The sequence below is a fragment of the Actinoplanes lutulentus genome (genome assembly GCF_003259845.1).
Lineage (GTDB): Bacteria > Actinomycetota > Actinomycetes > Mycobacteriales > Micromonosporaceae > Actinoplanes > Actinoplanes lutulentus.
The window spans coordinates 116029-139511 of the sequence record NZ_QLMJ01000023.1 but is presented as its reverse complement, the minus strand read 5'-3'; the positions used below and the strand labels follow the sequence as shown (position 1 = coordinate 139511).

General features: G+C 70.3%; 15 protein-coding genes. 9 read left to right on the top strand and 6 right to left on the bottom strand.

All coding sequences use genetic code 11. The features are described from left to right. Positions 1-11: 11 nt before the first annotated feature. Genes B0I29_RS37950 through B0I29_RS37930 form a run of 5 tightly spaced genes read left to right on the top strand, consistent with a single transcriptional unit; the run spans position 12 to position 8261 of the window. Positions 12-3023: an OmpL47-type beta-barrel domain-containing protein gene (locus B0I29_RS37950; protein WP_245973092.1), complete on the top strand. Its 3012-nt coding sequence runs from the start codon at positions 12-14 to the stop codon at positions 3021-3023. Positions 3024-3037: 14 nt separating this feature from the next. Continuing rightward, positions 3038-3646, top strand: coding sequence for a hypothetical protein (locus tag B0I29_RS37945; protein ID WP_111654002.1), 609 nt, complete (start codon positions 3038-3040; stop codon positions 3644-3646). A gap of 53 nt (positions 3647-3699) precedes the next feature. After that, positions 3700-4671, top strand: a complete 972-nt coding sequence (locus B0I29_RS37940; RefSeq protein ID WP_111654001.1) for a hypothetical protein — start codon at positions 3700-3702, stop codon at positions 4669-4671. Between the two features lie 21 nt (positions 4672-4692). Then, complete coding sequence (locus B0I29_RS37935) at positions 4693-7242, top strand: pentapeptide repeat-containing protein (RefSeq protein WP_111654000.1); 2550 nt, start codon at positions 4693-4695, stop codon at positions 7240-7242. Further along, complete coding sequence (locus B0I29_RS37930; RefSeq protein ID WP_111653999.1) at positions 7239-8261, top strand: hypothetical protein; 1023 nt, start codon at positions 7239-7241, stop codon at positions 8259-8261. The genes B0I29_RS37935 and B0I29_RS37930 overlap by 4 nt, the downstream gene beginning before the upstream one ends. A 2-nt stretch (positions 8262-8263) precedes the next feature. On the opposite strand, the gene B0I29_RS37925 is transcribed toward B0I29_RS37930, so the two are convergent. The 4 genes from B0I29_RS37925 to B0I29_RS37910 form a co-directional block, all read right to left on the bottom strand. After that, entirely contained in the window at positions 8264-10102 is a 1839-nt protein-coding gene (locus B0I29_RS37925; protein ID WP_111653998.1) for a glycoside hydrolase family 127 protein, read from the bottom strand. 7 nt (positions 10103-10109) lie between these two features. After that, complete coding sequence (locus tag B0I29_RS37920) at positions 10110-10922, bottom strand: carbohydrate ABC transporter permease (protein WP_181558184.1); 813 nt, start codon at positions 10920-10922, stop codon at positions 10110-10112. Continuing rightward, the gene (locus B0I29_RS37915; protein WP_111653996.1) at positions 10922-11839 is read right to left on the bottom strand and encodes a carbohydrate ABC transporter permease; all 918 of its coding nucleotides are present in this window, start codon (positions 11837-11839) and stop codon (positions 10922-10924) included. The genes B0I29_RS37920 and B0I29_RS37915 overlap by 1 nt, the downstream gene beginning before the upstream one ends. Before the next feature lie 81 nt (positions 11840-11920). Beyond that, positions 11921-13234 (bottom strand): ABC transporter substrate-binding protein, encoded by a 1314-nt coding sequence (locus tag B0I29_RS37910; RefSeq protein WP_245973091.1) that lies wholly within the window; start codon positions 13232-13234, stop codon positions 11921-11923. A gap of 241 nt (positions 13235-13475) precedes the next feature. Between B0I29_RS37910 and B0I29_RS37905 the strand changes: the two genes are divergently transcribed. The 3 genes from B0I29_RS37905 to B0I29_RS37895 all read left to right on the top strand — a co-directional run bounded on the left by B0I29_RS37905 (position 13476) and on the right by B0I29_RS37895 (position 18688). Beyond that, entirely contained in the window at positions 13476-14492 is a 1017-nt protein-coding gene (locus B0I29_RS37905; protein ID WP_111653994.1) for a LacI family DNA-binding transcriptional regulator, read from the top strand. Positions 14493-14678: 186 nt separating this feature from the next. Continuing rightward, positions 14679-16007 carry a DprA-like winged helix domain-containing protein gene (locus B0I29_RS37900; RefSeq protein WP_111653993.1) on the top strand — a complete coding sequence of 443 codons (1329 nt, stop codon included), beginning with the start codon at positions 14679-14681 and terminating at the stop codon, positions 16005-16007. Further along, the gene (locus B0I29_RS37895; protein WP_111653992.1) at positions 16004-18688 is read left to right on the top strand and encodes a DUF6493 family protein; all 2685 of its coding nucleotides are present in this window, start codon (positions 16004-16006) and stop codon (positions 18686-18688) included. The genes B0I29_RS37900 and B0I29_RS37895 overlap by 4 nt, the downstream gene beginning before the upstream one ends. 299 nt (positions 18689-18987) lie before the next feature. Here the strand turns inward: B0I29_RS37895 and B0I29_RS37890 are convergent, their stop codons facing one another. Beyond that, a complete protein-coding gene (locus B0I29_RS37890; RefSeq protein WP_111653991.1) occupies positions 18988-19674 on the bottom strand; it encodes a PH domain-containing protein in 687 nt (228 codons plus the stop codon). 27 nt (positions 19675-19701) lie between these two features. Beyond that, positions 19702-21669: a glycosyltransferase family 39 protein gene (locus tag B0I29_RS37885; protein WP_245973090.1), complete on the bottom strand. Its 1968-nt coding sequence runs from the start codon at positions 21667-21669 to the stop codon at positions 19702-19704. A 141-nt stretch (positions 21670-21810) separates the two neighbouring features. Here B0I29_RS37885 and pgi point away from each other — a divergent pair, with 141 nt between their 5' ends. Next, positions 21811-23439, top strand: coding sequence for a glucose-6-phosphate isomerase (gene pgi / locus B0I29_RS37880; protein ID WP_111654062.1), 1629 nt, complete (start codon positions 21811-21813; stop codon positions 23437-23439). Positions 23440-23483 lie beyond the last annotated feature (44 nt).

Below are 23483 nucleotides of genomic sequence, written 5' to 3'. Positions count from 1 at the left end.
CAAGGAGAACCGTGAGACTGCTCCGCGCAGCGGTCGCGGGACTGGTCGCGGCGGGTCTGCTGGTCACAGCACCCGCCGCACCGGCCCGGGCGGCCGATTCCTACACCTTCACCAACACGGTGAACCCGATCCTCGGCGACGGCACCTATTACTCCGCTGACCCGGCGCCCCTGGTCGTCTCTTCTCCAGAAAAAGGCGACGAGCTCTACATCTACACCGGCCACGACGAGGCCGGCCCGGCCGTCAACGACTTCATCATGAACGAGTGGGGCGCCTTCAAAACCGCTGATCCCAGCACCGGAAACTGGACCCACTACCCCTCGCTCATGCGCCCGGAGAACGTCTTCACCTGGGCGACACCCGGTCGTGCGTACGCCGGCCAGGTCGTGAAGGGCCCGGACGGCCGCTACTACTGGTACGTCCCGGTCAGCGAACGCGACTCCACCGCCGCCAACAAGTTCGCCATCGGCGTGGCCGTCTCGACCTCACCGACCGGCCCGTGGACCGACCACATCGGCGGCCCGCTGATCTCGCAGCGCACCCCTGCGGCGAACACCATCGAGAACATCGACCCGACGATCCTGGTCGAAGGGCAGCGGGTCTTCGTCTACTGGGGAACGTTCGGCCAGCTGCGGATGCTCGAGTTCCAGGCCGACATGAAGACGCCGGTCGGCACCCAGCAGAGCGTCTCCGGGCTGACCGGTTACTTCGAGGCGCCGTGGCTGTTCAAGCGCGGCAGCACCTACTACCTGGCGTACGCCGGCAACAACGCCGGACCCGCCTCGGCCTGCACCCCGGCCAACTATCACGCGTGTATCGCGTACGCGACCGCCACCAGCCCGACCGGCCCGTGGACGTATCGCGGCACAGTGCTCACCCCGGTCTCGTCGACCACGAGCCACCCGGGCATCCTGGAGTTCAACGGGCAGTGGCAGATCGTCTATCACACCGCCGACGCGGTCGGCGGCGGTCATTTCCGCAGGTCGGTCGCGATCGACACGGTGGAGTGGGACGACACCCAGTCGCCGCCGCGGATCAAGCAGGTGGTGCGTACCCCGGAGCGGCAGGCCGATCGGACGCCGCGTGCCAACATCGCGCAGGCCGCGAAGGTCACCGTCTCGAACGAGCCGGTGCCGACCCAGTACTGGACGAAGTCGCTCAACGACGAGATTGTCCGCGCCAACCCGCTGCCGCCGGACATGTGGGGCACCTGGACCGGCACGAACCCGCCGCAGCAGTGGGTCCAGTACACCTGGGATCAGCCGATGCGGATCTCCGGCTCGCAGATCGACTTCTGGAACGACCAGCCGCAGGGCACCGGTGTGGGCGTCGCCGCACCGGCCACGTGGAAGATCCAGTACTGGGACGGCCAGTGGAAGGACGTGCCGAACCCGAGCGCCTATCCGACCGGGACGCAGGGCTTCCAGAACACGACGTTCGACGCGGTGACGACCACCCAGGTCAGGGCCCTGTTCGACGCGTCGGCAAACGGCAGCACGTACTCGGCGGTCGCCGTCGAGGAGTGGAAGGTCCTGGCCGCGCAGGCCACGTCGATCGCCAACCCGGCGATCACCGTTGAGGTCGGCGAGACCGACCTGCCCGGCACGGTCCCGGTCACGTTCGGCACCGCGACGTTGCACATTCCGGTCTCCTGGGACCCGATCACCGCCGCCGACGTGGCCGCTCCCGGCACGTTCACGGTCGAGGGAAGCGTTCTCGGTCACGCCGCCGGGAAGATCAGCGCCACCGTCACGGTGATCTCGCCGGGCGACACCGAGGGAGATCAAACCCCACCCTCCGTCGTGCTCACCCTGAGCGGTTCGTCCGGCGCCGCCGGTTGGTTCCGGTCCACCGCGAGGGTACGGGCGGACGGCACCGACGATCGGGGCGGACGCCTGTCGATCGCGCTGAAGGTGGACGACAACCCGTCCGTGACCACGGAGAACGCCCGTTGGGCCGACATCGCGGTCACCGGCGACGGCCGGCACACGGTCACCGCCACGGCGACCGACCGGGCCGGCAACACCTCGGCGCCCGCGCGGGCCGACGTGAACATCGACGCCACCAACCCGTCCAGCACGGCCGTCCTCGCCGACCGGCGGGTCACCGTCACGGCGACCGACGCCACCTCGGGCGTCGACCGCGTCGAGTACGCGATCGGCACCGGCGCCTGGACGACCTATACCGGCCCGATCGCCGCGCCGGACGCCGCGAAGCACACTGTCGGTTACCGGGCCGTCGACAAGGCCGGCAACACCTCGCAGGCGGCCACCATCGTCATCCCGGCCGACCTGTCCGCGCCGCTGACCGGCAACGTCGGGCCGATCGCGGTGCCCACCGCGTCGTACACGGCCGGCTGGAACAGCGTCGCGGCCCTGAACGACGACGCCGACCCGGCCAGCCCGGCGCAGGGGCAGCTCTGGGGCACCTGGTCCGGCACCCGGCCGGCGACCCAGTGGGTCCAGTACGACTGGTCCCGGCCGATCCGCCTCACCAGCGCGTCGATCAAGTTCTGGCGGGACTCCAACCCCGGCACCGGTGACGGCGTCGCGGCACCGGACGGCTGGAAGCTGCAGTACTGGGACGGGACCGCCTGGGCGGACGTCACCGGCGCTTCGGCTCACGGGACGAGCACCACGGCGTTCAACACCGTCACGTTCGATCCGGTCACCACGTCGCGGATGCGGGCCACGGTCAGCGCCAACACCAACGGGACCACGTATTCGGCGGTGGCGATCACCGAGTGGCGGGTCTTCGCGGACGAGCCGGCCACCGCGCCGGTCACCGTCACGGCACAGTCGCGCTGCATCGGCGGCAAGGCGTACGTCGCCGTGAACGCCCGGAACGACGCCTCCGCTCCGATGGACGTCGAGCTTGTCACCGCGTACGGGAAAAAGGCTTTTGATCGTGTCGCAGCCGGCGGCAATGCCTATCAGAGCTTCCCGGTCCGGGCCGCCGCGGTGCCGGCCGGTACCGCGACCGCCAACGGCGTCTCCGCTTCCTACACCGCTCTCACCTGCTAAGGAGATAACTCAACATGAAGGCACGAATTCCCGTGGCGCTGGTGTGCGCCCTGGCCGGGGCGACGGCGTTCCCGGCGGCCGCGCTCGCCGACCCGGACGAGGCGCAGGTCGAGGTGACCGTCGACATCACCGAGATCCGTGAGCCGGGCGTGCTCGCCCTGACCGTCGCCGGCGGCGCCGCGACCCTGCAGGAGAACGGCTCGGACCTGCTGATCCGGCGGTTCACCGGCACGCTGCCGACGGTCACCGTGACCGACACCCGCACCCTCGACGAGATCCCGGACGGATCGGCGTGGGCGGTGCTCGGCAGTTCCAGCGACTTCACCGCGGCCGGCAAGGCGCCGATCGACGCCTCGCACCTCGGCTGGAAGCCGAAGCTGATCGACGGCGGCGACACCGGCCTGGTCTCCGAGGGTGAGGAGGTGGTGCCGGTTCTAGACGAGCCGACGCAGCCGGGCAACAACGTCGGCCTGGTCGACCAGGAGCTGCTGGTGTCCACCTACGACGCGGAGACGGTGACGGGCGGGTCCTACACGGTGAACGCCGGCCTGAACCTGCACACCCCGGCCGACGTCGCGGCGGGGTCCTACAAGGCGACGCTGACCCTGTCCCTCTTCGAATAACCGGTTTGTGGCGGGGGCCGGTAAGGCCCCCGCCTTCCCCCTGGGAGGTCGCCATGCGTCGTGTAGCCGTCGTTTTCGCTGCTCTCGCTCTCGTCGTGCCCGCGACGCCGGCGGAGGCCGCGCCCGCCACTGTCACCTGGACCGTGCAGCCGGCCACCGCCGCCGGGCCGGACGGGCGGCGCTGGGTGGAACGCACCCTCGACCCGGGCACTGTCGTCACCGAACACCTGGCCGTGCGCAACTTCAGCGAGACACCGGCCTCGTTCACGCTGACCGCCGCCGACGGGTACCTCACCGGCAAGGGCCGCTTCAACATGCTGCCGTCCGACCAGGAATCGGTCGGCGCGGGCACCTGGATCGCCGTCCGGGAGTCCGTGACGGTGGCCGCCGGAAGCACCGCTGTCGTCCCGTTCACGATCACCGTTCCGGCGAACGCGACCCCGGGTGATCACCCGGCCGGCATCGCCGCCTCGGTCGCCGGGCGTCAGGGATCGGTACGGGTGGAGAGCCGGGTCGGTTTCCGGGTGCTGCTCCGCGCGGCCGGCGAGGTGGCGCCGGGGCTGACCCTCAGCGACGTGTCGGCGGTCCACGAGCGTTCCTGGAATCCGTTCACGCCGGGCGCCGTGACCGTTACCTATCAGGTCGCCAACACCGGCAACGTCCGCCTGGACGTGGAGGAGAAGGTGCGATCGTCCTCGCTGCTCGGCCTGGCCTCGGCGTCGTCCGGTGTGGTGGCGAGCGAGCTGCTGCCGGACGGTCACCGCACGGTCTCCGCACGCGTCGACGGCGTCTGGGGACTCGGCCCGGTGACGACCACAGTGGATCTCACCTCGGCGGCTCCCGCGACCGCGACCGTCACCACCTGGACCGTGCCCTGGCCGCAACTGCTCCTGGTTGCCGCCGTCGCCGCGCTGCTCGCCGGCTCCCGGGCACTCCGCCGCCACCGCCGGCAGCGCCTGCGAGACCTGCTGGCTCAAGCCCGGCTCGAAGGCGCACTGTCAGGAACACGACTCCCACCGGCTTGATCTTTTCGCTTCAATGAGCGGATGAGGCGGAGACGCCAGTTCCCGCAGGGCACGCCGGACAACATCCGATCATCGATTCTCACCGGGGGACGGCCCGCGCCATGGTTCGCCGTGTTCCTGCTCGCGCTGGTCCCGCTCATCTTCGGTACGAGCCTGGCGCTGGCGAACCCGAGCAACACGATCCTGCCGGACATCGGCGCGAGCCTGGTCGGCGGCGCGATCATCGGCCTGGTCTTCGCGTTCGTGCAGTACACGATGGCCCAGCGCAACCAGCTCCAGGACAAGGACGTCGACCTGCGGCTGCTGCTCACGTCCAGCAGCAACCTGCCCGGCATCGACCTGTCGCACCGCGCGCTCGCCGGGGTCTACCTGCGCGGCAAGAGCCTCGAATCGGCCCGCCTCAACGGCGCCGACCTGACCGGCGCCGTTCTCGACGGAACGAATTTCTCCGCGGCCAACCTGACCGGGGCCGATCTCAGCCGGGCCACCATGAAAGCGGCGAAGCTCATCCGGGCCCGGATGAGCACGTGCACGCTGACCGACGCCGACCTGACCGATGCGGATCTCCGCGGGGCGGTGCTGCGGGGCGCGGTCCTCGACCGCGCCGACGTCTTCCGGGCCCAGCTCAGCGGCGCTGACCTGGGCGGGGCGTCGCTGGAGTTCACCAACCTGGACGAGGCCCAGCTCGACGGCGCCCAGCTCGGCCACGTCCGGGCAGCCTCGGTGCGGCTCGCCGGTGCCAAGCTGCCCGGCGCCGCCCTGCACTTCGCCGACCTCGGCGGTGCTCACCTGGCCCGCGCCGACCTGACCGGCGCCCAGCTGATCGGCGCGAACCTCACCGAGGCGGTCCTGATCCGCGCCGACCTCTCCGGCGCCGACCTGACCGGCGTCTCCCTGGTCCGGGCCGACCTGACCGGATGCCGGCTCGCCGGCGCGATCGTGCGGTCCGCGGACCTCAGCGGCGCGGTGCTCGGCGGCTGTGACCTGCGCGGTGCCGACCTCACCGGCGCGCGGCTGACCGGGGTGCAGGGGCGGGACAGCGCCCGCTCCGATGCGCACACCCGCTGGCCGGAGGACACCCCGGCCGGCCCGGTCCCGCAGACCGCCGCCGAGGGATGGACCGGTGTACGCCGGGTGCTCGTGGTGCCGGACACGAGCCGGGCCGCCGAACCTGTCCGGCAGATCGCCGGCGAGCTGGCCCGGCAACAGAGCATGTCCCGGCGCGTCGAAGGGGTGCGGATGTCGCTGCCGCTCGCCGTCCGGCCGCCCCGGTCGCTGCGGATCAGCCTCGGCCGGGTGTCGCCACGTCTGCGGTCGGTCGCGACCGTCCGGGTCGGTGTCACCGACGCGGCGATCACCGCCACCGTGACGTTCCGCGGGCGGACCTGCGTCCTGCCGCCGGTGCCCCTCGACCGCGACCCGGACCCGGCCCTGGAGCTCACCGCGATCGACGAGGTGGCGGCCCGGATCCTCGACGTGACCGACCCGCGCGACGGCGCGCCCTGGTACGCCCGGGCCTGCGTCACCGCCGCCAACCGGCTCTGGGTCGCCGAGGGCCGCCCCGCGATCGACCGGTGCCGGCGGATCCTGCTCGCCGCGCGGCTGACCGACCGGCGCAGCCCGGTCGTCAACTACGCCCTCGGCGCGCTCGGCTACAACGAGTACGACGGCGAGCCCACGAAGGCGTCCCGGGAGTACTTCGCAGTCGCGTACGTCGCCGCGGTGCGGCTCGGCCCGGACATGGAAGGCCTGGTCGGGCTCTGCCTGACCGGGACCGCCCTGGCGAACTGCCAGCTGTACCACCGGTTCGGCATGGACACCCCGGACGTGCTCGCGGCCGGCCGCAGCGCCGCCGCGAACGCGGTGTCGCGTACCCGCGAACGGCTCGTGCGCGGCGGCCTCTCCCGGCGGACCCACCGCAACGCCATGGAGGGTTACGCCCTGGCCCGGTACGCCCAGGCGTTCGCCCAGCACGTCACCGAGGAGGAGGACGACGTGCGGTCCTCGATCCCGATCTACCAGGACGCGATCAACACGCTGCTCGACGTGGGCGCCCCGGTACCGGCCGTGCTCTACAACAACCTCGGATACCAGCACATGACCGTGGCCGGGCTGAAGGAACGGGGCTCGGACGCCACGTCGTACCGGACCGCCCGCAAGCTGTTCGTGGATTCCCTGGAGGTGCATCCGGAGCTGCACTTCGGCTGGGCCAACCTGGGCAACGTCGACCGGCTGCTCGGCAACCCGGCCGCCGCCGAGCAGAGTTACCGGCGCGCCCTGGAGATCGTGGCCGCCGACGGCGGCCGGTACCCGCAGGGCTGGAACGAGCTGGCCTGCGTGCTGCTGGAACTGGGCGGCCGCGACGACGAGGCCTGGGCGGCGCACCGGCAGGCCGTGGCGGACGGCTCGGCTCCGGCGGTCCGCGCCCGGCTGCGCGCCGAGTTCGCCAGCCGGCTCATCCTGGTCGGTCACCCGGACGAGGCCGCCGAGGTGGCGCGGGAAGGACTCGCCGAAGATCCGGACAATCGATATTGCCGTCGCGCGCTGGAGGAGGCACAGTCCGCTTCATGAGTTACTGGGAGGCAGCACGCAGCCATCCGTTCACCTACCCCGGCGCCCACCCGGACGGTCCTTTCGTCCTGGTCGACGCCGAGGTGCACGGACTGGCGCAGGACGGTCCGGCGTTCACCCTGGCCGACGCCGGTGAACCCCTCGACGACCTGCTCCGCGCCCGTGGGCTGCCGGTGACGGCGGACCGTTTCCCGGTGCTGACGTACGGCGGCAACCGCAACCCGGCGACCCTGCGCCTCAAGATGGACCACTATCGGTACGTCTCACCCGGCCGCGGCACTGTCGTCCCGGTGCTGCCGGCCCGGATCCGCGGTTTCGACGTGGTCGCCGGTGGCCTGTCCAGCCAGGGTTATCTGTACGCCGACCTGTTCGCCGACGACCGTACCGCCGCGACCGAACTCGACGTCCACGTGCTGCTGCTCGACGAGGACCAGCTGCGCGTCATGCACGACTCGGAGGGTGTCCGCACCGACCTGTACGACGTGGCCGTCCTGCACGGTGTCGCGCTGACCGGTTCGTCGCTGCCGCACGAGACCGCGGCGCTCGCCTACGTCGGCGTCGCCCCGGTGGTCTTCTCCCCGCTGCTGGGCGCGCCGCTGGCCTTCGACGCGGTCCGCGCCACCGGCCGCGAGCTCCCCGGGTTCGGCACCACCGAGATGATCGCCCACATGCTCGACGCCGCCGGCCTGGCCGATGCGGTACGCGCGATCGTCGCCCCGGGCGTCACCGAACCCCTCGACGATTCGCTGCTGCTCGCCGGTGAGCTGATGCGATATCTGAACGGCCAGTGGTGGTGGCGCCAGCACACCGGCCAGCGCCGGCTGCTCGCCTGCGAGAACCTGGAGGCGCTGCTCCGGGCGGGCCTGGCCGCGACGTCCCGGCCGTCACACACCCGGGACCTGGTCGCCCGGCACGAGCCGGTCCTGGCGGCCGACGACGCGTACCGACCAGGCAGGGAACTGACGTTCGGGCGATCCCTGAAGGTCGCGGCGCGACCACATCCCGCCGCGACCTCCTGAGATCAGCCGGCCAGGGGGAGCCAGACCCGCATCGTGGACGGGCCCCGGGAGGCCCAGTTGTGGTACGGGCGCAGCGTCACCGCGATCGGGTCTCCTGCCGGGCGGGCGGCGGGCCCGGGTGAATACGGCCAGGCCGTGTCCTCCTCACCGACCACGCGGCAGGTGATGCCCACCCCGCCGTCCCGGTCGGTCAGGGCGGCCTCGGCGTCCAGCCGCAAGGTGTCGGGGCCGAGACCAGAGGGGAGGTCGACGGACTCCAGGCAGAAGACGACAGGGCCTCGTTCGACGGCCACGCATCCGCGTACCGCATCGATCCGGGCGTCGGGCGCGGTGAGCCGGGGGCGGACCGCCAGATCGAGGGTGACGGTGTCGCCCGGCGTGAAACGCCGGTGCAGGTGCGCGAGGCCGGGACGCACCGGTTCGCCGTCGAGGGTCGCTTCGGTGGCCCAGTGCGGGATGCGCAGCGTGAGGGTCCACGGGTCGGCGGGGGAGTCGGTGATCCGGATCGTGACGCGGCCGTCGGAGGGGTAATCGGTGTCGATCTCCAGAGCGATGCCGCCCGTGCGGACCGAGGCAGCCGCATATTGGTGGATCTGCAGACCCTCATCGCTGACTGTCGCGATATAGGCGGACAACGCCGCGAACGTCCGTGCCAGGTTCGTCGGGCAGCAGGACACCGAGAACCATGGCGCCCGCAACGTCGACGCCGCGCGCGGCACGACCTGATCGGCGGGTGGTTCGGTGCCGAGTACCCGCTGGTGCAGCGTGTTCGTGTAGAAGAAGCGCGTCCCGTCGTCCGACGGCGACGTCGCGATCACGTTGAAGAGCGTCCGCTCGATCAGGTCCGCGTACGCCGGATCGCCCTGGGCGAGCAGGAGCCGCCAGGCCAGCATCACCGAGCCGATCCCCGCGCACGTCTCGGAGTACGCCCGATCCGGGGGCAGCACGAAGTCGTCCCCGAAAGCCTCGTCCTGATGACGGGATCCGAAACCGCCGGTCAGATAGGTACGCCGGGCCACGGTGTTGCGCCACTGCCGGGCCACCGCGTCGAGCAGCGCGGTGTCGCCGGTCTCCACCGCGACGTCGACGGCGCCCGCGGCCAGGTACGCGGCCCGGACCGCGTGCCCGCGCAACACCTGCGCTTCCCGGATCGGCACGTCGTCCTGGAAGTACGCGCGACCGAACTCGATGTCCTGGAGAACCTGATGCCCGCGCCGGTCCACGAACAGTTTCGCCTGGTCCAGATAGCGCCGGTTGCCGGTGACCCGGTACAGCTCGACGAGCGCCGGCTCGATCTCGGCGTGCCCGCAGACCGCGGTGCGGCCGTCCGGTCCGAAGACGTCACAGACGTGGTCGGCGGCCCGGATCGCCACGTCGACGAGCTGGTCGTGGCCGGCCGTGCGGGCCCGGGCCACCGCGGCCTGGATCAGGTGGCCGTAACAGTAGAGCTCGTGGCCCCACTCCAGGTCGCTGTACCGGGGCTGCTGGCCGGGCCGGCCGAAGTTGGTGTTGAGGTAACCGTCCGGTTCCTGGGCCGAGGCGACCCGGGCGACGATCTTCTGGAACCGCTCCTCCAGCTCGGGGTCCGGGCCGTTGCCCAGCTGCCACGCCATCGCTTCGAGGAATTTGTAGATCTCGCTGTCCGCGAACTCGCGTCCGTTGCGGACGGCGCCGTCGAAGTTGGGCAGCCAGCCGGCCTCCTCCAGCCAGTACTCGATGTGGGAGAGGGTGGCCGAGGAGTTGACGTCCTGCCGGCGCTGCCAGAAACCGGGCTTGAGGGTCACCTCGCTCAGGCCGAGCGGCCGCAGTTTGCCATGGCTCGGAGAAACAGGATTTGTCACGAGATGATCACCCTTTGAGAGCGCCGGACATGAACCCGCGGACGTAGTGCCGCTGGAGGGCGAGGAAGAGCAGCACGCAGGGAAGCGCCAGCACGACCACGCCGGCCTCCGTCGCGCCGAAGTCGACGATGCCCATCACCTGCTGGCGCATGTTGGCGACGGCGAGCGGCAGCGGCGCCTTGTCGGAGTCGCTGATCAGCACGAGCGGCGTGATGAAGTCGTTCCACGCGGCCAGGAAGGCGAACAGGCCCACCGTGATCAGGCCGGGTTTGACCGCCGGGACCAGGATGTGGCGCAGCGCCCGGAACGAGCCGCAGCCGTCGATCAGGGCGGCCTCACGCAGCTCGGCGGGGATCGCCTCGAACGAGATGCGCATCATGAACACCGCGAACGGCAGCTGGAACATGGCGAGCACCAGCGAGAGGCCGATCAGCGAGTTCTGCAGGCCGAGCTGGTTGAGCAGGACGTAGAGCGGGATCAGCAGGGTCGCGTACGGGACCATCAGGATCGCGAGGGTCACCAGGAACAGCGCGTTGCGGCCGGGGAAGGTGAACATCGCGAAGGCGTAGCCGCCGAGGAGGCTCACTCCCAATGTGACCGCGACCGTCAGTGTCGACACCACGATCGAGTTGATCAGGTACTGCCCGATGCCGGCCTGATAGTTCGCCAGAGTGACGTAGTTGCCGAAGCCCCAGCCGTCGGTCTGCGCGGTGCCGCCCTGCGGGCTGACGCTCGCGACCGCGGCCCAGGCCAGCGGGAACAGGAAGATCAGCGCGAGACCGCCGGCGAGGACGTGTTGCGGGGTCTTTATCCAGGACATCAGCTTTCCTTGTCGCGCAGGCCGCGGAACTGCAGCACGTTGACGACCAGCAGCGCGACCAGCACCAGAATGGACAGCGCGGCGGCCTTGCCGAGGTTGTTCTGACCGAAGAAGGCCATGTTGTAGACGAGCTGCACGATGGTGATCGTGCTGTTGTCCGGGCCGCCCTTGGTCAGGATGTAGAACTGGTCGAACGCCAGCATCGACCCGGTGACGCAGAGGATCGTGCAGAGCGCGATCGAGCTCCGCAGCAGCGGCAGCGTGACGTACCGGAACGTCTGCCAGCGCCCGGCGCCGTCGAGCCGCGCCGCCTCGTACACGTCACCGGAGATCCCCTGCAGCCCGACCAGCAGCAACAGCATGTAGAAGCCGGCGAAGCGCCAGACGATGAGTGCCACTGTCGACCAGAGGGCCGCGCTGGGCGTACCGAGGAACGAGTCGATGCCGAGGAACTTCAGCGGCGTGCTCTGCGGCGAGTAGAGCGCGTAGAACAGCAGCGACGCCGACGCCAGGCCCAGCGCGCTCGGCACCAGGAACGAGGTCCGCAGGAACCCGGTCCACCGGCTGGCCTCCTGGACCAGCATCGCGAGCCCCAGCGCGAGACCGAGAAGGATCACGGTGGTCACCACCGTGTACTTCAGCGTGAACCACACCGCCGGCCAGAACAGCCGATCGTCGATGACCTTGGTGAAGTTCTCCGGCGCGTTGATGCCGCGGTTGCCGGCGAACAGCCCCCAGTCGGAGATCGACATCTGCCCGACGAGCAGGATCGGCACGATGAAGAAGATCAGGACGAACAACGCGGTCGGCGCGGCGTAAGCCCACCCCGCGAGCTGCGGTTTGCGTCTCTTGCGGATCGCGCCGGGCGGCGCGACCGCGCCTTCCGGCGGCGCTTCCAGGGTCGTTGCAGGTGCCATCGCTTGCGCTTCTTTCTCGGGTACGGGGTCCCGGGGCCGCTGTGGCTTTCGTAGCCTTCTGGCAGTCCCGGGACCCGCGAATCACTGGCCCAGGACTCCGCTGACCGCCGTGTTGTCGGCGGCGAGGGCGCCGGCGTCGCCGTAGACCTGGTTGCGGAAGAGGGTCACCCAGGGGCTGCCCGGGGCGTTGAACGCCTGCTGGAAGTTGATCGCGAACGGGGTCTTGCTCTGCGGCGACGCCGCGACCTGGTTCACCGTGACGACCCGCGGGTCCTTCGCCGAGTACTGGTTGTCGGCCAGGTCGGTGCGGGCCACCGTGCTGTTGTTCGCGGCGAGCACGTCGACCTGCGCGGCCTCGCTGGTCAGCCAGGCGAGGAAGTTCCAGGACTGGTCACTGAGCTTGGAGTCCTTGGAGATGCCGATGCCGTCACCGCCGAGGAAGGTGGAACCGCTGCCGGCGCTCACCCCGGGAATCGGGGCGACACCCACGTCGACGGTCTTGGCGGCCGTCGGCAGCAGGGTGGCCGGGTACGGCATCACGCCGATCTTGCCCTCCTGGAACGCGGCGACCCAGGTGGCGCCGGTGTCGTCCTTGGCGGCGGGCGCGATCGCACCGGCGTCCTGCAGCTCCCGGAAGGTGGAGTAGACCTTCTGCGCGGCCGGGCCGTCGAGCAGCGACTTCGTGCCCTCGGCGTCCATGACCTCCTCGCCGCTGGCCCAGACCATCGGGAACCAGGTGAAGACGCCGCAGCCACCGCAGTTGCCGCCGAAGTAGGTGCCGTACGTGTCCTTCTTGTTCAGTTTCTGGATGGCGAGGGCGTGCGCCTTGTACTCGTCGAGGGTGGCCGGGCCCTTCTCCGGGTCGAGGCCCGCTTCTTTGTACAGCGCCTTGTTCCAGAACATCACCGACAGGTCCAGGACGAACGGCAGGACGTACTCCTTGCCGTCGAAGGTGCCCGCCTTGATGTGCCCCTGGTTGATCTTGTCGGCGTACGGAAGGAGTTTGATCCGCTCGGTCATGTCGCTGAACAGGCCGGCCTTCGTCCAGTTCGGCACGTAGACGATGTCCGCCGCGAACAGGTCCGGCAGATCACCGGAGCCGGCCGCCGCGCCCACCTTCGCCACGTAGTCGTCGTTCGGGACGATGGTCAGCTTCACCTGGTTCTTGTGCGACTTGTTGTACGCGTCGACGAGCGCCTTGGCCTGCAGCTCCAAGGGTGCCCGGGTCCAGAGGGTGAGCTCGGAACCGTCGTCGGTGCCCTCGGCCGTGACCGCCGCGGAGGCGCTGTTCGTGTCGTCGTCGCTCGATCCGCAGGCCGCCATGGTGGCGACCAGGCCCAGGGCCGCGATCGTGGCGACCGCTCGGCGGTAGCCGCGTGCTATGCGTGTCCTCACTGTGTTTCCTCCTCGAAACCGCGTTTCGGACTTATGTTTCGGAGTCGCCGCGGCATGGGCTACGCTGAGTGCGGCCCTACGCGGTAGATCAGCAGGTAAAGCGGATGGTGCGGCAGCCTGGCGTGGCTACCGAAAAGGTTTTCAGAAACGTAATGCTGTGGAGATTTTCTTGTCAAGAGGTTCGACAGTGGGCGATGCACCGGCTGACAATCGTCCGGATCGGAGGCGAGGCTTGGAGACCATGGGGGCAGCGGCCAACCGTGCCGTCACGCTGCGCGACGTCGCCCGGCTCGCCGGGGTCTCGGTCGCCACGGCGTCGAAGGCACTGAACGGTCAGCCGCAGGTCCGCGCGGAAACACGCGCGCGCGTGGTCAAGGCCGCCGAGCAGCTGTCGTTCTCACCGAACACCCTCGCCCAGGGTCTGATCACCCAGCGCAGCGGCACTGTCGGCCTGCTGACGTCCGACCTGGAGGGCCGGTTCTCGATACCGATCCTGATGGGAGCCGAGGACGCCTTCGGATCCGACCAGACATCGGTCTTCCTGTGCGACGCCCGTGGTGACACGATCCGCGAAAAGCACCATCTGCGCGCGCTGCTGTCCCGCCGCGTCGACGGCCTCATCGTGGTGGGCGCGCGCCCGGACACCCGGCCGTCGCTGGGCGAGCTGCCGGTCCCGGTGATCTACGCGTACGCCCCGTCGGACGACCCCGCCGACCTCTCCCTGGTCACCGACAACATCGGCGGCGGCCGGCTCGCCGTCGACCACCTGATCCGCTGCGGTCGCCGCAGGATCGCCCACATCACCGGCGATCCGGGGTACGGCGCCGCCCAGGACCGTGCCCGCGGCGCCCTGGACCGCCTCGCCGAGGAGGGTCTGTCGCTGGCGGGCGGCGAGGTCTGGTTCGGCATGTGGTCCGAGGCGTGGGGCCGCGGCGCCACCCGCATGCTGCTCGACCGCTGCCCCGACGTCGACGCCATCTTCGCCGGCTCCGACGAGATCGCCCGCGGCGTGCTGGACGTCCTGCACGAGGAACGCATCGACGTCCCGTCCCAGGTGGCGGTGATCGGCTTCGACAACTGGCACGTGCTCGCGGCGAACGCCCGCCCGCCGCTGACCACCGTCGACCTGAATCTGGAACAGCTGGGCCGGACGGCCGCCCAGCGTTTGTCCGCGGCCATGGACGGCACCCCGGTGTCCGGCGTGGAGACCCTCCCGGTGCGGCTGCTGACCCGCGAGTCGACGGCCCCGCTCCGCTGACCGCCGGGTCGGGGGCGGGCGCCCGCGGGGTGACCATGCACCGGTAGCGAGAGGCGCGCAGCGGCCTTGCGTCGCATGTGGTCGCGGGGTAGTCCAGGTGGCGTAGTTCGGCTCCGGCCCCGTGGCTCGTACCCATGAAAAGGCCTGGGTGAGAAATTGTCGTACCCCTTGCCTAGGTTCTCGGGCATGGTTTCCGCGGCGTACTCGTACCTCGGCTCGTCGGCGCTGGACGACGGCCTCACCCTCCAGACCTCCGGCGGTCCGGCGGCGCACCCCCGTTTCTTCACCGGTTTCCTCACTGACCCGGGCGCTGCGGCGACCGGTCTGCTCGCCGTCGCGGAGGTCGCCCGGAGCCGGTATTTCCGGCCGGTCAGTCCGGCCAGCCTCGACCCGGTGGTGACCGCCGGGTCGGACCGGTTGCGGTTCGAGTCGTTCTCCGGGTGCTGCGGCGTTTATGCCCGGCTCGACGTGCTGCCCGCCGGGCTGGACGGGGAGATCGTCGCGCACGGCACCACCAATGTGGACGTCAACCTGCCGCTGCAGCGCGCGCTGGCCCGTGTCGGCCGGGTGGATCCGCTGCACGTCGCGGTCGGTCCCGATGATCTGACGGTGACCACGTTCGACGGTCCGGTGGTGGAGCGCAAGGTGCCGCTGCCGTCGCGCTGGCTGCGCGGGTTCGCCGAGGCGCAGGTGCTGACGTCGCGGTTCGACCCGCGCGCGTCGCTGACCATCGCGGACGCCCGCACGCTGCTGCAACGCCTCTCCGCATCGGACAGATCGGTGCTCTGGGCGGTTCCGGCGGGCCGCACGCTGCGGCTCACCTCCCGGCCCGCGCCCGGCGCGGTCTGCCTGCCGGGCGCCGGGCGCCTCGTCGCTCTGAAACCCTTCCTTCGGTACGCACGAACGCTTGTCGTTCACGGTCCCTCCGTCGCGTCCGGGAGTGGTCCGGTCGCCAGCACGTGGGAGCTGAGCCTGCCCGGGCTGCGGTTGTCACTGACCCTGTCGCCGGAGCCCTATCGCGGGTTCTCCGGTGAGGGCGCGGTCCTGGAGTCGTTGTCCAGCGACGAGGCGGCCGACGACGCCGACCTGATCAGCGCGCTGCTGTCGTGGGACCCCACCATCGACGTGGACGCTTTGGCGAGTTCGTCCGGGCTGGACGCCGGGCGGGTGCGTGACGCGCTGACCCAGCTCGGCACGGCGGGCCGGGTGGGATACGACGTGGCCGAGGCGGGCTATTTCCACCGCACGCTGCCCTACTCGGCGGACGCCGTGGCAAAACTGAACCCTCGCCTGGTCAGCGCCCGGGCGCTGGCCGACGCGGGCGCGGTCACCGCCGGGGCGGACGTGTCGGTGGTGCGCAGCGGGGACGAGACCTATCACGTGCGGCACGAGTCGTTCTCCTGCACGTGTCCGTGGTGGGCGAAACATCGAGGGGAACGCGGGCCGTGCAAACACGCCCTGGCCGTTCGCATGATCCTCACCGCCGCGGTCTCGTCTTCAGAGGTGCCGGCATGAGCCTGACCTGGGAGGAGATCGACGCGCTGGCCCGGCGCAACGACGCGGCCGGGATGATCCGGCTGCTGGCCGCGGCGACCGCGGCCGAGCGCACGGTTGCCTTCGCCGAGGTGGTCGCCGGGGTCAAAGCGCTGGAGCGGGATCCCGACATGGACGCCCGGACGGTCTACGCCCTCGCCGTCGTCGGCACCGCACCGACCGCGGCGAAAGCCCTCCCGTCGCTGCGCCGCGCCGCGCTCAGCACGTGGAACTGGGAGTCCGCCGACATCTTCCTGGCCCTGGCGTCCGCGCTGGAGCTGACGTGGATCGGTGAGCTCGGCGCCCGGCTGGCGGAGCGTCTGCCGGCCCGTGATCCGTGGCCGGACGACTGGTTCTTCGCGGCCGCCCTGATGCGGGCCGGCGGGGTGACACCACCGGTCACCGAGGGTGTGGTGCGCAGCTGGGTGCGGGCGTTCGTCCGGCCGTGGCGGCCCCGGACGGCGGTGCCGCCGCTCGTCGTGCGCCTGCGGCAGGACCCGTGGCGTGACGTGCTGCTCCCGTCGGTCTTCGAGATCGACACGATGGGCGCGGACTTCGGCGGGACCGTGGGTTTCGGCGAGAAACCACGGTTCCCGGCGGCGGTCGTGGCGCTGGCCGGTGAGGGTGTGCTGGAGCGCAAGACGATCCTGGGCGCGGTGGCCGACCGGTTCCTGCGGGGCGGGCGGCCCAACGATCTGCGGCCGTTCGTGCTGCTGCACGAGGCGCTGGCGCCGACGGTGGATGAGTTGTCGACGCACGTTCTGGACTACGCACAGCTGCTCGCCGGTGGGCCGGGTTCGGTCGCGACTCTGGCGCAGCGCAGCCTGCGCGCGGTGGACGACGCCGGCCGGCTTGAGCTGGACACGCTGCTGGCGGCGAGTGAGGAGACGCTGCTCCGGACCGAGAAGACGCTGGTCAAGGCGCAGCTGTCGTGGCTGGACAAGGTGGTGCGGCGCGATCCTGCTCGGTCGGGTCAGGTGGTGGTGGCTCTTTCCGGGGCGTTCAGGCACGGCGCGCTGGATGTGCAGGAGCGAGCCCTCGATCTGGTGCTGAAGCATCGGGGAGTGCTCGGGGCGGGCGATCTGGCGTTGGTTGCTGAGGCGGCTTCGGCGCTCGGCGGGAATTTGCCGGGGAGGGCGGCGGAGGTTTTCGGCGCACATCTGATCGATGCCGGGCCGGCCGTTGCTGTCGCTTCGGCGGCGGTGGTCGCGGAGATGCCGGCGCCGGTTGCTGATGGGGCTGAGCTGGCGGAGGAGTTGGCCGCTCTGGTCCATGAGCCGACGGCGATCGGGTGGGAGCGGGTGCTCGCCGGGCTGGTGGCGCTCTACGCGGCGGGTGACCGGGAGTCATTGGCTGCCACGTTGCTGCCGGTGGTCGAGCGCTATTCCGGCTGGTTCGACCCTGACCAGTGGAATGCCGGTTCCTCCTTCGTCAGCCTCGGGCTGGCGATCCGCTTCGCCACCCGGCCGGTGCCGAGGGCCCCCAACGACGACTGGACTCCGTTGAACACGGCCATGCAGTCCCTCGCCGCGGCTGTCCGGACCGCCTGGCAGGAAGGGCGGCGGGGAGCCGGTTCGCCGTTCTCCATGCGGCCTGACGGGGTTCTCGCGCTGCGAGCCGCCGAGGTCGCCGTACACCTGACCGGCACGATGGTTCCGATGACCGTCGCCACGCCGACCCATGTGAACGGCAGCATCGACGCCGGCACCCTGCTGGAACGCTTGCAACGCGCCGAGGCGGAAGGCTGGCAGCCCTGGCCGTTCGACTTCGAGCAGGCGCTGCTCCGCGTACCCCGCAACCCCGGAGACCTGGTCACCGCCCGTGCCGCGCGGCTGACCTCGCCGGCCGGCCGGCAGTACGCCCAGTGGCTCACCAGCGGCGGCCTGCCCGACCCGGTCAGCGAACCGTTCACGCAGCCCGGCGAGCGGGGCCGGGACGGCGGCTGGACCTGGGCCGCCCCGGTGCCCCGGCGGGTGGTGGCCAGCCTGCGCCCGGCCCGCGACGGCGGCCTGCGGCTGGAACGCCAGCTGCTGACGCTGACACCGGTGAAGCACCCGGTCTACATGCCCGGCGACTTCGTACGCAACGAGGACGTCCTCGCGATGGTGCTCCCTCACCACCGCGAGGTCGCCGCGGCCTGGGCACTCGGCGACATCGCGTCCCTGGCCGACCAGAACCAGCGCGACACCGCCCGCCACCTGCTCCCGCTGCTCGCCGACGGCACCGGACCGGCCGGCCCGGCATTGGCGTACGCCGTCGCGTACGCCCTGGCCGCCAAACACGAACCGGACCGTGCGGCAGCCGTGGACACCGTGCTGACGTTGTCCTCCGATGTGACGTTCGCGGGCCTGCTCGGCGCCGCCCTCGCCGACCTGGGCAGCGACGGCACCATCAAGGTGACCCGGGTACTGCCCGCCCTCACCGACCTGCACCGGGCCGGCGCGTCGGTGACGGTGTGGGAGTTGCTGGCGGTGGCCCTGCCCCCACTGCTGACCACGACGGCGCGAACAGTCCCCGACCTGCTGGAGATCGCCAGCCAGGTGGCCGTAGCGCTGGGTCTGAAGGGTGACCTCGTACCGGGCTTGAGTGAGGTGGCCGCCCGCCCCGGCTCTACCCGCGTGGTGAAGGAGGCACAACGCCTGCACGCGATCCTCACCGGATGACCAGACCCACCCGCCCGGCTGGTCCAGCCGGCTGGCTCTGGCTGGCTGGTTCGGCCGGCTGGCTCTGGCTGGCGGTCTCGGCGGCCGTGAGACAGCCGTGACAGCCAGCCGGACCGAATCTTGGAGCCGGCCTCCCGAGCGCCCGGTCACGCCGGCGACCGCCCACCAAGTGCGTGTCGACTTCGGGTGCGGATTGCACCTCCATTCGACACGGGCTGGCGGGCGGGTTGCGGTCCGTGTGTTGATTTTGGGTGCGGATTGCGCCTCAACTCGACACGCACGGGCGGGCTTGGCTGGGGTCAGGGTGGTGGGGTGGTTATGTGGGGGCGGTCGGCGGGGTTGTTCAGGTAGTGGCGGATCGTGGCGGCTACGAAGGGGAGGCCGGCGCCGTTGAACTCCAGGGTGCGGCGGCTTGTTGTCCAGCCGGTGACCGTGACCTGGTCCGGGCTGGTCAGCGAGAGGCGTAGGCGCTGGTCGGTGCTGTCGGTGGGGTTGATTTCGGCGATCGATTGCCAGGGGATGGTCACGGTTCCGGCGTATTTGTCGTTGCGGAGGCCGTCCGGAGTGATCGTCAGGCGGACGCCGTGCCAGAGGGCCCGGGGGTACAGGGCCAGCAACGCCACTCCGATTGCCAGTGCCCAGGAGAACGGGATGCCCATCGGGGTGGTTCCGGACGGGTCCAGGGCCAGCGCGCCCACCAGGCACAGGTGGGCTACGCCGACCAGGGTGACGCCCCCGGTACGCGGGGTGTGGAATCCGGCACCGTCCACCTCGAACGCGTCCGGCCGGCGGCGCGTCGAGGGCGCCACCAGGGTCAGCAGATAGAGCAGGTCGGCGGTGAGGAACGGCAGGAACAGGCACGGTGCCAGGGTGTCCGGGTTGGCGCCGAGAGCCCGGGCCAGCAGGGTGGTCGCCACCAGCGCCGCCGTGACGATCAGAATCGGTCGGCGGTGGCGCGCGATCACCTCGGACAGCGTGCGAATCATAGCCGGATTGTAGGGAATCCTGGTCGATCAACCGTGGGTGGTCAGGTCGTAGACGGTGGTGCCGCCCACTGTGGTGGCCGTGTAGTTCTGCGAGACCCAGGCGGCGATCTCGCTGGATTCGGTGGAGGTGTCGCCGCCTTGGCCCCTGCCCCCTCCGGCGATGTAGTAGTGGATCTCGCCGAGGGCCACGTAGATCTGGAATTCCTCAAGGGTGGGTGACGGGTCGCTGCCGTTCCAGCCGCCCAGGGCGATCACCGCGGTGCCGGTGGCGAGTTCCAGGTCGGCCGCCGAGGTGGCGCCGGAGACTGCCGCTGACCAGCGGGTGGTGGCGGCTTTCAGGAGGGTGTTCAACTCCGCGTTGTTGCTGGACTCGCTCATCCCACCAGGCCTGCCGCCGGCTCCGTCGACGGTCCCGCCGCCGGTTCCGCCGTCGGTATTGGCGGAGGAGGTAGAGGAGTCAGTGGAGGAGGAAGCGGAGGAGTTGGGGGTTGAGCTTGAGGTGTCGCCGGTGCCGGAGGTTGGCGCGCCGGCGGGAGGGGCTGCGGCGCCGGACTCTCGATCGGCCCCGCCGGTGCGGTTGGGGCGCCCTTGGTGCGTACCCGAGAGGGAGCTTGCGGGGCCGGAAGCGGGGAGCGAGCCGGTGTGGGCGACCGTCACCGTGGCTGCGGCGTAAGCCGCGGTTCCGAGGCCGGTGGAGAGGAGGGCGGCGATGATGGCGACCACCGTCAGGCGCCGGAGGTGGGCGAGAGGCGCGGCGAGCGCGAGCGCGGCGATCAGACCGGCCGCGAGCGCGGCCCAGCGCAGTGCGGGGATCCATTCGGTACGCCCCAGCAGGACGAACCCCCAGCCCGCGGTGGACAGAACCATCGTCGCGAGAACGAGGCGTGCCCAGAGCTGAGTCCGGTAAAGCCACAGTACCCGCGCGCCGATCGCGGTGACCGCGGCGATCGAGGGGGCGAGGGCGACGGTGTAGTACGGGTGGATCGTCCCGCTCATGAAAGAAAACGTGACGCCGGTGACCAGCAACCAGCCGCCCCAGAGGAGCATGCCGGCGCGGGCCCGGTCGGTGCGCGGCGCGGTCCACTTCACGGCGAGGACGGTGACGAGAGCGATCAGCGCGGCGGGGAGCAGCCAGGAGATCTCGGTGCCCATGGATTCGCCGAAGAGGCGTCCGATGCCGGCGGAGCCGCCGAACGAAGCGCTGCCGGCGGAGGAACCAAGGATGCGGCCCAGGCCGTTGTAGCCGAGGGCCAGCTCCCAGAGGGAGTTGTTCGTCGAGCCGGCGATGTACGGCCGGGAGGAGGCCGGCCAGAGCGAGACGAGCGCGACATACCAGCCGGCGGAAACGATGAGGGTGACGCCGGCCAGCAGCAGATGCCTGATCCGCCTGCCCAGCGTGGCCGGCGCGGCCACCAGGTACACCAGCGCGAACGCGGGCAGCACCAGGAACGCCTGCATCATCTTGGTGAGGAACCCGAATCCGAGCAGCACGCCGGTCAAGGCCAGCCACGTCGCCGACGCGCGCTCGGTGGCCCGGACCGTCGTGTACGCGGCCGCGGTCATCAGCAGCACCAGCAGCGCGTCCGGGTTGTCGTAACGGAACATCAGCACGGCCACCGGCGTGACCGCGAGGGCAGCGCCGGCGAGCATGCCGGCGGCGTACCCGAACCAGCGCCGCACCGCCGCGTGGAGCAGCGCGACACTGGCCACGCCCATCAGGGCCTGCGGCGCGAGGATCGCCCAGCTGTTCACCCCGAAGATCCGGGCAGAGAGTCCCATCACCCACATGGCGGCGGGCGGCTTGTCGACGGTGATCGCGTTGCCGGCGTCGAGCGAGCCGAACAGCCACGCCTTCCAGTCCTGCGCGCCGGCCTGGGCGGCGGCCGCGTAGAAGCTGTTTCCCCAGCCCGAGGCGCTCAGGTCCCACAGATACAGGGCTGCCGTCGCGGCCAGCAGGAGCGCCAATCCGGTGCGCCGGCGCGGGGTCGTCGTCATACGGACAAACGTCGCCATCAGTTCTACGACGGCTATGTGATCAATCTGTGGGTCCTCTATGAGCGGACAACGCCAGCGTCGGCCGGAAGTCCGTGCCACGATGGCCGAGTTGTGCTAGTTAAAACGGCCGGAGTGGGAGAGATGAGCGAACACGTTTCCGACAGCGCCGAGTGGCAGAGCCTTCAGGGGCTCGCGGAGAAATTCTCAGCGGTGCACCTCCGCGACCTGTTCGGCAGCGACCCGCAGCGCGGCGAGCGCTACGCCGCCGAGGTGGCCGATCTGTACGTCGACTACAGCAAGAACCTGGTCACCGACGAGGTGCTGACCGCGCTGTTCGCGGTCGCGCAGCGGGCGAAGCTCAGCGAGAAGATCACCGCGATGTTCGCCGGTGAGCACATCAACGTGACCGAGGACCGGGCGGTGCTGCACACCGCGCTGCGCCTGCCGCGGACGGCGTCGCTGGTGGTGGACGGCCAGGACGTGGTGGCCGACGTGCACGGCGTGCTGGACCGGATGGGCGCGTTCGCCGACAAGGTCCGCTCGGGGGAGTGGACCGGGCACACCGGGAAGCGGATCACCACGATCGTGAACATCGGGATCGGTGGGTCGGATCTCGGTCCGGTCATGGCGTATGAGGCGCTGAAGGAGTACTCCCAGAGGGATATCAGCGCCCGTTTCGTCTCTAACATCGATCCGACGGATTTGTACGAAAAAACCGTCGATCTCGACCCGGCATCGACGTTGTTCATCATTGTCTCCAAAACGTTCACCACTCAGGAGACGCTCACCAACGCGCGCGAGGCCCGGAAGTGGCTTTTGTCCGCTCTGGGAGACGACTCCGCTGTCGCCAAGCACTTCGTGGCCGTGTCGACAAATGCCGAAAAAGTGGCTGATTTCGGTATCGACACCGACAACATGTTCGGCTTCTGGGACTGGGTCGGCGGCCGCTACTCGCTCCCGTCCGCGGTCGGCCTGAGCGTGCTCATCACCATCGGCAAGGAGAACTTCGCCGAGATGCTCGGCGGATACCACGCCGTCGACGAGCACTTCCGGACCACGCCGATCGAGCGGAACGTCCCGGCCCTGCTCGGCCTGATCAACGTCTGGTACGACACGTTCCTCGGCGCGCAGTCGCATGCGGTTCTTCCGTACGCGCAGTACCTGCACCGCTTCGCCGCGTACCTCCAGCAGCTCACCATGGAGAGCAACGGCAAGTCGGTCCGGCTCAACGGCGACCCGGTGAACTTCCAGACCGGCGAGGTCTTCTGGGGCGAGCCCGGCACCAACGGGCAGCACGCGTTCTACCAGCTGATCCACCAGGGCACCAAGCTGATCCCGGCGGACTTCATCGGCTTCAGCGTGCCGAACCACGACATCGGCGAGATGCACGACCTCTTCATGTCGAACTTCCTGGCGCAGACGGGTGCGCTGGCGTTCGGCAAGACGCTGGAGCAGGTCACCGCCGAGGGTTCTTCGGAAAAGGTGGCGCCGCACCGGGTCATGCAGGGCAACCACCCGACCACCACGATCCTGGCGGAGAAGCTCACGCCGGCGACGTTCGGGCAGCTGGTGGCGCTCTACGAGCACATCACGTTCACCCAGGGCATCGTCTGGGAGATCAACTCCTTCGACCAGTGGGGCGTCGAGCTCGGCAAGGTGATGGCGAACCAGCTCGCACCGAAGCTGACCTCGGCGGAAGCACCGGCCGACGACGCCGACTCGTCGACGAACGTGCTGATCAAGCGGTACCGCGCGGCGCGCGGTCGCTGAGCAGTGCCTCGTCAAAAAGTGTCGTAGGGGGTCTTTAGGCTCGG